The organism is Rhodococcus sp. H36-A4 (genome assembly GCF_027158005.1).
In the GTDB taxonomy this organism is placed as follows: Bacteria; Actinomycetota; Actinomycetes; order Mycobacteriales; family Mycobacteriaceae; genus Rhodococcoides.
In genome coordinates this window covers 607,472-619,800 of record NZ_JAPVLQ010000002.1, presented here as the reverse complement: position 1 = coordinate 619,800, position 12,329 = coordinate 607,472, and the positions used below count along the sequence as shown (strand labels likewise).

Sequence of the window (12,329 nt, the reverse complement as noted above, 5' to 3'; positions counted from 1 at the left end):
GTACGTGACCCAACCGGTTCCACAGCAGAGCTACGGTCGCGCACTACTGGACCGAGTGCTCGCCGGCACCCCCTCCGGGGAGGATCCGTTGACCCACATCGCGGAGTTGCCGGGGCGGGCATCACAATTCGTCGACTGGCCGTCATGGCTGAAGCCTGAAGTGAGCCGCACGCTGATTTCCCGAGGAATCACCCGACCGTGGAGTCATCAGGCTCACGCCGCGACACTCGCCATCGAGGGTCGGCACGTCGTCTTGTCCACCGGTACGGCGTCGGGAAAGTCACTGGCATACCAGATGCCGATCTTGTCGACGCTTCTCGACGAACCCCGCGCGACGGCATTGTATCTCTCACCGACGAAGGCACTGGGCGCAGACCAACTCCGCAACACCATCTCCCTCACCGACGAGTTACGCACCGAAGCACCGGAATTGGGCGAAGTCTTCCCGAGCTCGTACGACGGTGACACCCCCATCGAGACCCGCCAATGGGCCCGCGCCAATGCACGCTGGATTTTCACGAATCCGGACATGGTGCACATCGGGATTCTCGGCGCGCACGAGCGGTGGGCAAGATTCTTGCGAAACCTGAAATTCGTCGTCGTCGACGAATGCCACTACTACCGTGGCGTGTTCGGTTCCAATGTGGCCCTCATACTTCGGCGCCTTCGACGCATCTGCGCGCGTTACGGTGCCTCACCCACCTTCGTTCTGGCGAGTGCCACGACGGCTGATCCCGGAGCGGCGGCAACCCGTCTCGTCGGCGCTCCCTGCGCGCAGGTCACCGAGGACGGATCACCGCACGGCCCCCGCACAGTGGCACTGTGGGAACCGCCGCTGCTGAAAGCAATCACGGGCGAGAACGGGGCGCCGGTTCGCCGGTCGGCAGGCGCCGAAGCGTCGCGCATCATGGCCGACCTCCTGATAGAAGGCGCTCGCACACTGACATTCGTCCGATCCAGACGAGGAGCCGAGGTCACCGCTCTCGGCACTCGACGACTGCTCGCCGACGTCGATCGAGACCTACCCGCTCGGGTTGCCGCGTATCGTGCTGGATATCTCGCGGACGATCGACGGAAATTGGAGTCGGATCTTTCCGACGGCACTTTGCTCGGGGTCGCCACCACCAACGCTCTCGAATTGGGCGTCGACATCGCCGGTCTCGACGCTGTCATCGTCGCAGGATTTCCCGGGACCGTCGCCTCGTTCTGGCAGCAGGCCGGCCGCTCGGGAAGGCGAGGAGAGGGATCTCTCGTCGTCCTCGTCGGCCGCGACGATCCACTCGACACGTACCTGGTTCACCATCCCGCAGCATTGCTGGACAAGCCCATCGAGGCGACGGTCACCGATCCGACCAACCCGTACATTCTCCTCCCGCAATTACTTTGCGCCGCAGCTGAATTACCGATCACCGCCGAAGAGGCGGTGGAACTGCACGCCGAGTCGGTGCTCACCGCCCTGGCTGCCGACGGGCTGGTTCGCAAACGCCCACACGGATGGTTCATCACACCCGAGGGCCAGCAGATGACTCCGCATGCCGCCGTGAACATACGCGGCGGCATCGGCATTCAGGTCGCCATCGTCGACGGCGGCTCGGGTCGCATGCTCGGAACCGTCGATGGTGGCCGAGCCCCTGCCACAGCACATCCCGGCGCCGTCCACATTCACCAGGGTGAATCGTTCGTCGTCGACGAGCTGGATCTCGAGGACGGAATCGCACTCGTCCATCCGGAACAACCCGACTGGAGTACCTCTGCCCGCGAGAGAACCGACATCGCGGTCACCGCGGTGCACTCGCAGCAGGATTTCGGCGAGGTGACCACCGCACTCGTCCAGGTGAACGTCACCCATCAGGTCGTCGGCTATCTTCGACGTCTGCACTCCGGCGAGGTCCTCGATTCCATCGACCTCGACATGCCCGAACAGACACTGGACACCCGCGCGGTGATGTACACGATCACACCGGAGCTACTCGAGGCCAGAGGGATACCGGCGGAACGATTCCCGGGATCACTCCATGCCGCGGAACACGCTGCCATCGGCCTACTTCCGCTCATCGCAACCTGCGATCGCTGGGACATCGGCGGCGTGTCGACGGCCCTGCACCCGGACACCGGGCTACCCACGATCTTCGTCTACGACGGTTACGACGGCGGTGCAGGATTCGCCGACCGGGGACACAGCGCGCTCCGAGAATGGCTGGCCGCGACGAAAGATGCCATCGAATCATGTGAGTGTCCGACCGGCTGTCCCTCCTGCATTCAGTCACCGAAATGTGGCAACGGTAACGATCCGCTGGACAAGCCTGGCGCGGTCGTGGTGTTGGAAACGGTACTCGGTGCCCTACGGGCGGGCCCCCGCTGAGGTAACTCCTGCCGCGGGTCCCACAGACGACTGGGCAAGCGCTGCAGTGTCAACGCGCGCCAGTTCAGTTGGCTGGTGGACTCGATACGTTCAGTCCTCGTTCACCTCGCAGACTCGATAACTATCTTGGCTATACAACTTGTGCCCGCAAAGTCTGATTCGCGTGGTTGCCACATGGCAACGAATGCGAACTCAGATTGGAGTCCATCGTGCGTAGTACAACGATTCGAACAGCGGGAATGATCTTTTTGGCAGGCACGGTGGCCCTCACCGCAACTGCCTGCACCAAGAAGAGTGATGCTCCCGCTACTGCTACAGCGTCGGCGACGTCGGCTGCCAATCTCGGCGGGATGGACGCCCTGATCGCCGCCGCACAGGAGGAGGGCTCGCTGAACCTTATCGGCCTGCCCCGCGATTGGGCCGGCTACGGCAACCTGATGGACAACTTCAGCGCCAAGTACGGCATCGCGGTCACGGTCGATAACCCGGAGGCCAGCAGCGCCGACTTGGTCAACGCGATCAAGTCCCTCGCCGGCCAGGACCGCGCGCCAGAGGCAGTGGACGTCGGTACTGCGTTCGCCATCAGCGGAGCTGAAGAGGGTCTGTACGCCCCGTACAAAGTAGAGACCTGGGACAGCATTCCCGAGTCGCAGAAAGCCGCCAACGGCGACTGGTACGCGGACTACGGGGGCTACATCTCGATCGGCTGCGACGCGGACAAGGTCGAGGTGTGCCCGGAGTCGTTCGCGGACCTCGCCAAGCCCGAGTACAAGGGCAAGGTCGCACTGACCGGCGACCCCCTCAAGAGCAATTCAGCCCTGATGGCCGTCTGGTCCGCCGCCCTGGCCAACGGTGGCTCCGTCGATGACATTGCGCCCGGCATCGAATACTTCGGCAAACTCAAGGCCGCCGGAAACTACGTCCCGGTCAAGGCCACCGCCGCGACGATCGAATCCGGCGAGACCCCCATCGTCGTCGACTGGGACTACCTGAACGCCGCGAAGACCGAGGATCTGGCGAGCTCCGGTGTGCAGTGGACCGTCGCAGTCTCGGGTGACGCGACCATCGGTTCGTACTACGCGCAGGCCGTCAACGCGACAGCCCCGCACCCCGCCGCAGCGCGCCTGTGGCAGGAATACCTCTACAGCGACGAGGGCCAGAACGGCTACCTCGCCGGATACGCACGCCCGTCGCGTCTCCCGGCTATGGAAGAAGCCGGAACCGTCGACCCGGCACTCGCCGGCAACCTGCCCGCCGTCACTGTGAAAGCCGAATTCCCCACGGACGCACAGTCTACCGCTGCGAAGAACACGATGACGCAGACCTGGGCCGGCGCGGTCGAGTAATGAGAACTACGAGCCCACCGTCGACCCGGATCAAGACGAAGAGCAGTTCGACTCAACTGTGGAGTCGACTGGGACTGGTGCCGTTCTTCTGCTACGTCGCGGTCTTCTTCATCCTTCCCACCGCAGTGATTGCCTACTCTGCCTTCCGAGCCAAGGACGACGGCGGCGTCAGCGCCTTTGGCGTCGCGAATATGACTGCGGCGCTTAGCGGTCCGTATCTGGACGCTCTGTGGAACAGTACGAAGATGTCGCTGATCAGCGCTGTAATCGCGGCAGCGCTCGGCCTCGTCCTCGCGTACGCGGTAGTCACCAGTCGCGGCGGCGTGTTGCAGCGGATGGTCTCCACCAGTGCTGCTGTCCTCGCCAACTTCGGCGGACTGCCCCTGGCTTTCCTCTTCGTCGCGGCGATAGGCAACGCCGGCGTACTCACCTCCTTCGTCCGCGAGCACCTGGGGTTGTCGCTGCGCGAGGACCTAGGACTGGACCTGTACTCGCAGAGCGGCGTGCAGTTCGTATACCTGTACTTCCTGATCCCGCTGATGGTCCTGACCATCACCCCGGCTCTCGAGGGCCTGCGCCCCGAGTGGCGAGAGGCGGCTGAGGGCCTCGGCGCGAAGGGCTGGCACTACTGGCGCTACGTCGCCGGCCCGGCCCTGCTGCCCCACTTCCTCGGCAGCCTCGCACTGCTGTTCTGCACCGCATTCTCCTCGTTCGCAACGGCGGAGGCGCTCACGAACGGCACCTTGTCGATCACGCCGCTGCGCATCGACAGTGCCCTGTCCGGGAATGTTCTTGCCGGACAAGAGAATCTGGGCTCCGCCCTGGCACTGTCGATGATCATAGTCGTAGTTCCCCTGACCCTGCTCTACCAGCTGATGCAGCGAAGGAGTTCACGATGGTTGCAGTGATCGACGCACCCAAGACCAACATCGCCGATGGTGCCGTCGCACCGGGAAAAGGCCGTCGCACAAGCACAAACAGCCCACCCGTGCGCTGTTGGCGCGGCATCGTCCTCGCCATCGCAGCTATCTACTTCCTCGGTCCGGCGCTGGTTGCCTTCTGGTTCACGGTGGATGGCGCCGACGGCCTCAACCTGGCGACATACACCCGAATCTTCTCCGCACCCGGCTTCACCGACTCGATGACGAGTTCCCTGCTGCTCGGTATGATCGCGGTGACGATCACGCTGGGGATTATGGTGCCCACGATGCTGATCGTGCACCTCAGGCTGCCGAAGATGCGCAGCTACGTCGAGGCGTTCTCCTTGCTGCCGCTGGTGATCCCTCCGGTGGCCCTGGTGGTCGGCGTGCGCAGCGTACTCGGCTGGGGCAACGGCAGCGAGTACGTCGAAATCTTGGCGTTCTTCACTGCGCTGCAAGACAAGTCGCTTCCACTGGTGCTCGCACTGATGTATGTCGTCGTCGCCCTGCCGTTCACCTTCCGCAGCCTCGATGCGGGACTTCGAGGCTCGAAGGTGACAGTCCTGGTGGAAGCCGCCCAGAACCTCGGTGCGCGGTGGCCGACGGTGCTCTGGCGAGTAGTACTACCAGCGCTGCGCACGTCGATCCTCAACGTCGCTTTCCTCGCCTTCGCTCTGGTCATGGGCGAGTACACGATCGCGAAAATCCTGATCTTCCCGACCTTCCCGGTCTGGCTCGCCCAGTCCGGCGCAACCGACGGCCAACTGCAAGTCGCACTGTCCCTGCTCAGCTTGGTCTTCACGTGGGCACTGCTGCTTATTGCGGTGGCGGTTGCCGGCAGAACATCAAAAACACGTCTACGAAAGGAATGATGATGACGAACCCCCACGCTCTCCTCGCGACCGAGGGCACAGCCGTCAGCTTCGTCGGCGTGCGCCGCACCTTCGGCAGCGTCAATGCGCTCGACGGACTCGATCTCAACCTCGAGCCGGGCGAACTGGTGGCGCTGCTCGGGCCGTCGGGCTGCGGCAAGACGACCGCGCTGCGGATCCTTGCCGGCTTCGACCGACCCGACGGCGGACAGGTCCGCGTCGACGGCGTCGACGCGTCGGCTCTCCCGGTCAATCGTCGGGACATGGGCATGGTCTTCCAGTCCTACAGCCTCTTTCCCACCATGACCGCCCAGGCCAATGTCGCATTCGGGCTCAGCCTGCGCGGGCGCAGCGAACGCGGAAAAGGCCGCTTGGCCCGCGCCCGCGAGCTCCTCGACCTGGTAGGTCTCGCCGACCACATGCACAAGTATCCGCACCAGATGTCGGGCGGGCAGCAGCAGCGAGTCGCGCTGGCGCGCGCCCTGGCGATCTCACCGCGGGTCCTCCTGCTCGACGAGCCGCTGTCCGCGCTCGACGCCAAGGTCCGCTACCAACTGCGCGAGGAGATCCGCCGCATCCAGCTGGACCTGGGCGTGACCACTCTCCTGGTCACCCACGATCAGGAGGAAGCTCTGGCAATCGCCGACCGCGTCGCGGTCATGCGTGCCGGCAAGCTCGAGCAGTGCGCGCCGCCCAACGAGGTCTACCAGCGCCCGTCGACGCCGTTCGTAGCCGAGTTCGTCGGCACGATGAATCACATCCCCGGCGTTGCCGTCGAACGAGGCACGGTGCAGGTGGGTGAACAAATCCTGACCTGTGACGGCGAATGGCCTGGCATAGGCCCCGTCACCGTGCTGACGCGTCCAGAGGCTGTATTGGTCGACGAGGCTCCCGGCGGCGACACGATCATCACGACAGCAACCTTCTACGGCGCGACGACGCGACTGCGGTTGACTCAGCCGACCGGAAAGGTGCTACTCGCTGACGTCGCAAGCCATCGCGCGGCAATGTTGACGCCCGGATCACGGGTCCGAGTGTCGCTGCTCAACCGCCCGGTACTACTGGCGCCAGCCGAATGATCGGTACGGTGTGACGATGACCAAGGGCGAGGACAGCCTGCCGCTCTACCGCTCGATTGCCACGGACATCCAGACTGCAATCGAACGCGGGGACTTCGCCGACGGATCGACAATGCCCTCGGAGAACGAATTGACGGTGACGTACGGAGTGTCGCGTGGCACGATCCGGCAGGCCTTCGCATTCTTGCGATCCACCGGTGTCGTGTCGTCGCGCCGCGGTGCGCGCAGACAAATCCGGAGCGGCCCGCGCGTACAGTCGATGAGCGAGCTGGTCAGCTTCTCCCTCTGGGCGCGCAGCCTCGGTGAGACACCGAGTAGCCGAACACTGAGCGTCGGAGCAGTGCCGGCGTCCGGCGTTGTTGCGGACAAGCTCGGAGTTCCCGAGGGCGCGAACGTTTTTCACACCCATCGCCTTCGGCTGTTGAGTGACGTGCCGACTATGCTCGAGAGCACCTACTACCCGGAGTCCCTCGCGCCGTTGATCGCAGCGATCGACCTCGACACCCAGTCGATCACCGATCGCCTGGGTGATCACGGCATCGTGTTCGCCGACGCGGAACATGCAATCGCCGCGGTCGCAGCAACTTCCGGGGAGGCTGAATTGCTCGGCCTTGCGCCCGGAGCGCCGCTGCTGCGCACGATCAGGCGGACGACGAACCCGCTCGGCGAGGTCCTCGAGTGCTCGATCGACCTGTACGCCGCTGAATCCGTTGCGTTCGTGGTCCGTAATTCACTGGCCGCCGGAGGGACCAGTCGGGTCGGTTCGCGGCGCGACACCTAGCCTGATAATCGACTGACACAAGGATCCGTTGCCCGAGTTCGACTCGGGTAACGGATCCTTCGTGCTGTGGAGATTGCCGTCACTACTCATGAAGGGTGCAGTCCAGCGCGTCGATGTCAGCCCGGAAGTCGGCTAGCGTGACCACGGGTGCGTCCGGATCCTTGCCGAGGTCGTCGAACTTGCGCAGTTGGCAAGCAGCCTCCGCGAACGGTTCGGCTGCGAACGCCGCCACCTCCTCGTCAGTCATCGATCCGCCTTGTACGGACATGGTGAATTTCGAAGCGTCGGAGAGCTTGTCGTAGTAGGCCGGATCAGTGGCACACAGGTAGCGTTTGGCGGCGACGTGGAGACGAACCGGCTCGGTCACCTCAGGAGCGAACCATGTCGACAGCCACTCGGAGGCGACTGCGTCGTGATGGTTATCGTTGCCCGACATGAGGTCTCGCCCGCTGATCGCACCGGAGAAGTGGCCGACGTCGTGCAGTACCGCCGCCACTACAAGTACGACGGGAGCGCCGGATTCGCGGGCAGCTCGTCCGGTCTGGAGCATGTGCTGCGCCATCGACACTTGCTCACCGAGGTACTCTTGCCCGCCTTCACCGTCGAACAGTTTGGTCAGGGTGTCGTACGCGTGCGTCATCAGTTCTCCTCGAAGGCTTGCAGGGTGCTGAGCAGCCCGTCCAGGTCTGCGTAGGTTCCCTGGAGATGGCGTCCGCCGGTCGCGGCAAATGCACTACGGGCGTGCAGAAGTCGCGTGTTGTCGAAGATCAGGCAATCTCCGGCGTCGAGCTGGAAGTTGAGCTGAGCCTCCGGGTGGTACAGCAGTTCGGCGAAAGATCGGTAGGCGCTGTAGAATTCACGGGCCGTTCCGGACTCCAAGCGCGGCGATACCATCGAGCGGTTGTTGAATCGAATCTCGCGAATTCGGCCGGTCTGGTCGAGGCCGATCATCGGCATCGTCGCGCTCAGGTGCGCGTCGGCGCTGTCGAAGCGGAAGGTCACCGCGGTATTGGTGAGGATGTCGAACGCACGAGGGTTCCTCTCACGCAACATCTTCGCAGCGGCGAAGCCGTCAACGAGGCCGGATTCGCCACCGGTGGCTGCATTGTGGATGCAATGCAGCAACTGGAGCGTCGGCACCGGATCCCGGTACGGATTGTCGGTGTGCGGACTGATCGCAAGTCCGGTGAAGGCGAGGTTGACCGGATTCTCCTCGACTCGGACGTCGAAGATACTCCCGTAGTTGGTCTTCCGAACAAAACCGAAGGTCTCGGCGACAACGAGAACCTGACCTGAATCGGGTGGCACACCGCGCAACAAAGCAAAACCGTCATCAATCACCGCACGCAACGCCGGTGCCGGGTCGACGAGGTACTCGGACCAGTCGTTCCACGCCATCGGAGATGCTTCTTCAGCCAAGCGCCACAAGCGCTTTGCATCCTCGTTGCGCGCATCGGCCAATTGCGGGGGTGTATCGGCCGCGATCAGAGCCTCGACATCGAACACCCCCCGGTGACCGTCCGGAGCGAACTCGACCTCGATACTGCGGCCCACGACCCGGGCACGCTCCACCCGAGTATCCGCAGGCAGGTCGACGATGTTGAACAACTTCTGTCCGTTGACGGCGCGGCTTTCCGGGCACGGGCAACTGTCCCGCAGCCAGATTGCCGCGATCTCGACCTGGGTGTCCCCCACCCTCAGGTACAGGTCTCCGCCCTCGACCAATGCGGATATGCCTAGACTTTCACCAACGTGGCTATACATGTTGGATATCGTGCACGGCTTTCGCCACCAATCGACAAAGCTGCGGTGAACGTCGAGTGTCCGGCACGTGCCTATTTCGAAGTGCCGATCGACCACTGGGAAGTTCGCGCGGGGGACGGCGGTCAGAATCTTCAGCGCCACCGGAACTACTTCGATCATGACGGGCAGGGGGCCGACCCGATCACCATCGGGGTGCACCCAACCCAGGCGGACGCATCAGCAGTAAGAAGGATCGAGGCCATAGGCGTCCTCCTCCAGCCTCTACAACCGCCCCGCCGGGTCGGTGTCCGCGATCCAGGGAGTGGTGCTATCGACTTCCGAAAGCCTTCGTCTCAGTGACAGAGACTGTGGTCTTATTACCGTGATTCAAGTCATATGGTGGTTCGCCTATGGCGAGCGCGACATGTTCCACCGAGACCGTTCGTCTCGACACAATCCAGGAGGTTCTTAGGTGACACTTTCAAGGCAACGCCGGCGCGGTGCGGTGGCTTTTGCCGTCTTGACCAGCGGCCTACTGTTGGCGGGCTGTGCGAGCGGTGGTGGTGGTAGCAGTTCCAGCCCACAGACCGACCCTGGCGCTGTCGGCGTGATCGGGGATCAGGCCGAGGGCGGCACCCCCGTGGAGGGTGGCACGTTGAGCTTTGCCGGTTATTCACCGGTGGCGAGCCTCGACCCGACCAAGACCCAGCCCACTGGCTCAACCGGTGGCACCGAGATGGCAGCGGTCTACGATCTCCTCGTACGCTACGATTCCGCCTCCGATTCCTACGAGCCGCAACTGGCGAAAGCGCTCACCTCGAGCGACGACTTCAAGACGTGGACCCTGGAGTTGCGCGACGGCGTCACCTTCAGTGACGGCACACCACTCGACGCCAAGGCCGTTGTCGCCAGTACCAATCGCTTCAACGAACGCAAGGGCGGCGGCAGTCAAGCATTCACCGCCGGCGTGAAGTCCGTGGAGGCCACTAACGACTCCACCGTGGTCTACACCATGAATCAGTCGTGGTCCGAGTTCCCCTCGCTTCTCGTCTACGGCCACGGCATGGTCGTCGCACCTAGCTCGGATCAGCCCGACGGCACCTTCAAGCCGATCGGCGCAGGTGCTTTCACATTGGAGAGCCTGACCCCCGGCGCAGACGTTGTAATGAAGGCCCGGCCGGACTACTTCAACGGCAAGCCGAACCTGGACACACTGAAGTTCGTCACGATCAGCGACGAACAGCCCAAGGTCGACGCCCTCAACTCGGGCGGCCTCAATATGGCATACCTACGCGACGCCGCAGTCGTCGACGAGGCGTCAGCCAACCTTCCGGGTTACTACGAGACGAGCAGTCTCTCCGCGGTGGTCAGTATCAACCAGCGTGAAGGCCGTCCCGCCGCCGACGTGCGGGTACGGAAGGCGATGCAGCTGGCCGTCGACCCCGTGGCAATCGATCAGCGTGCACGTGGCGGCAAGGGCATGCCCGGCACCGAGATTTTCCAGCCTTGGTCCAAGTGGCACAACGATATTGCACCCGTGGAGATGAATACGGAAGAGGCCAAGGCCCTCGTCGAGGCCGCGAAGGCAGACGGCTTCAGCGGCAACATGACCTACTTCACCCCCCAGACGCAGGCGGCCCAGGCCACCGCACTGACAATCCAGGCGATGCTGGCACCTATCGGTATCAACGTCGACATCGAGTACGCGGCATCGGTCACGGACATCGTCAAGCGCCTGTACATCGACAAGGACTTCGACATCGCCACCGGCGCGCTCAGCATTCAGGACACGGCGCCGTTCCAGCGCCTGTACGGGGCGTTGAACTCCACATCGACGAACAACATCGGCGGCGTCAACGACCCGAAGATGGACGAGATCGTCGCCAGTGTCCAAACCGCAACCACTGACGAGGCGAAGCTCGAGGCTTTGAGCAACCTACAGGTGGAGGTCAACGAGAACGTGCCGTTCCTGGCCCTTGCCTCCGGTGCCAACTTCTTGGCGTGGACCGACAACGTGCACGGCGCAGTGCCGAGCCTGGACGCGATGGTGCTTCTGGACAAGGCCTGGATCGAGTAGTCACCGCTCGACCGTGTCACCTGAACAGTAAGGTGGCATGACCTAGAAAACTGCATGTAGAAGGCCGCCTGCCCGGTACGTCAACGCCAGTTGTCGTACCGGGCAGTCTGCTGTCCCCGCTGTTTGCAGATGGGCGCGCGGGTTCACTTTTCAAGACCGCTTCCAGCGTTGTGAAACCATGGCCGCATGACAGTTCGACCGTGCACCGATGCTTCGCCCGCTCAGTGGCTACTGACTGCGGACCGCGACTGGTCGGACCTAGCTGTCCGCGGGCCGCTCGGATTCGAGGCATACGCGCGCCTGCGTTTCATCCCCGACCCGACCCACCCAAGCCAAGCCAACGCGCGCAGGAATCTGACACGAGGCGTCGACATTCGGGACAGGGCGCACCGATCTGCGCTCAGCGGAGAACGGTGGTTCGATTCCTGTAAGAGTCCGCCAACTGATGGACAACTGCCAGCAACAATGCCAGTACCGTCCCGGGGAGACTCCCCAGCGTTGACAATAATGATGGCGTCGACGCGCCCGCTGAGCAGAAGCCCACTGTCGTGAGGGTCAGCATGCTCCCGGCCACTGTCCAAGACATCCAGGGTCTACCCACGACTGCGGCGGTTGAGAAGAGGGCAACGGTATCGACAACGTCAAGACGAGCGGGAAGTCGAAATGGTCGAGTAGCGGCTGCTCGCAGCTTGCCGAACTCATCGACAAGCCCAATTCGCAGTTTGTAATCTGGTATCGGCCACTTCGCGGCCGACATACCCAGTGCTACGGCGATGATTGCAGGTGCGGTCCACCCGACCCGGATACCTGACATCGCGCAATCGTGTCACGACGTGGTCGGCAGAGCGCCGACGTTCGAACGTGCCTCGCCGCGAATTTCGCACGTTTCCATTACTGCATTCCGCCGGTAGAGGTGGCACTCTTCGAATCGAATACCCACCGGACTGCGGAGTGCCACGGAGGCTTCGCTGGTGCAGGTCTGGTCGGTCCCGACAACTCCAGTGTGTGGGTGATCCATTTCTGCACGGTGGTCCTGGAGGGCACGACTCATTTCCAGCCGATGCGGTGCTGAAACAGCCGATTGCGCGCAGCCGGCGCCACCACCGCAGCAAGGCGGGCGCGTAACGTCGCACGGATTCGTCACTGTCG

At 63.4% G+C, this 12,329-nt stretch carries 9 protein-coding genes; 7 read left to right on the top strand and 2 right to left on the bottom strand.

The annotated features are described in order from the left end of the window. The first annotated feature begins 4 nt into the window (after positions 1-4). The 6 genes from O1W68_RS07825 (at position 5) to O1W68_RS07800 (ending at position 7,360) form a co-directional block, all read left to right on the top strand. Positions 5-2,362, top strand: a complete 2,358-nt coding sequence (locus tag O1W68_RS07825; RefSeq protein WP_269302418.1) for a DEAD/DEAH box helicase — start codon at positions 5-7, stop codon at positions 2,360-2,362. Between the two features lie 209 nt (positions 2,363-2,571). Continuing rightward, positions 2,572-3,708, top strand: a complete 1,137-nt coding sequence (locus O1W68_RS07820; RefSeq protein ID WP_269302417.1) for an ABC transporter substrate-binding protein — start codon at positions 2,572-2,574, stop codon at positions 3,706-3,708. Continuing rightward, a complete protein-coding gene (locus tag O1W68_RS07815) occupies positions 3,708-4,616 on the top strand; it encodes an ABC transporter permease (protein ID WP_269302416.1) in 909 nt (302 codons plus the stop codon). Before O1W68_RS07820 ends, O1W68_RS07815 begins: the two co-directional genes overlap by 1 nt. Then, positions 4,604-5,500 (top strand): ABC transporter permease, encoded by an 897-nt coding sequence (locus tag O1W68_RS07810; RefSeq protein WP_269302415.1) that lies wholly within the window; start codon positions 4,604-4,606, stop codon positions 5,498-5,500. The genes O1W68_RS07815 and O1W68_RS07810 overlap by 13 nt, the downstream gene beginning before the upstream one ends. Positions 5,501-5,502: 2 nt before the next feature. Then, positions 5,503-6,579: an ABC transporter ATP-binding protein gene (locus O1W68_RS07805; RefSeq protein ID WP_269302414.1), complete on the top strand. Its 1,077-nt coding sequence runs from the start codon at positions 5,503-5,505 to the stop codon at positions 6,577-6,579. 16 nt (positions 6,580-6,595) lie between these two features. Next, a complete protein-coding gene (locus tag O1W68_RS07800) occupies positions 6,596-7,360 on the top strand; it encodes a GntR family transcriptional regulator (RefSeq protein ID WP_269302413.1) in 765 nt (254 codons plus the stop codon). 82 nt (positions 7,361-7,442) lie between these two features. On the opposite strand, the gene O1W68_RS07795 is transcribed toward O1W68_RS07800, so the two are convergent. After that, the gene (locus O1W68_RS07795) at positions 7,443-8,000 is read right to left on the bottom strand and encodes an HD domain-containing protein (protein ID WP_269302412.1); all 558 of its coding nucleotides are present in this window, start codon (positions 7,998-8,000) and stop codon (positions 7,443-7,445) included. After that, positions 8,000-9,124: a 2-trimethylaminoethylphosphonate dioxygenase gene (gene tmpA / locus O1W68_RS07790; RefSeq protein ID WP_269302411.1), complete on the bottom strand. Its 1,125-nt coding sequence runs from the start codon at positions 9,122-9,124 to the stop codon at positions 8,000-8,002. The genes O1W68_RS07795 and tmpA overlap by 1 nt, the downstream gene beginning before the upstream one ends. A 451-nt stretch (positions 9,125-9,575) precedes the next feature. Here tmpA and O1W68_RS07785 point away from each other — a divergent pair, with 451 nt between their 5' ends. Beyond that, a complete protein-coding gene (locus O1W68_RS07785; protein ID WP_269302410.1) occupies positions 9,576-11,180 on the top strand; it encodes an ABC transporter substrate-binding protein in 1,605 nt (534 codons plus the stop codon). Positions 11,181-12,329 lie beyond the last annotated feature (1,149 nt).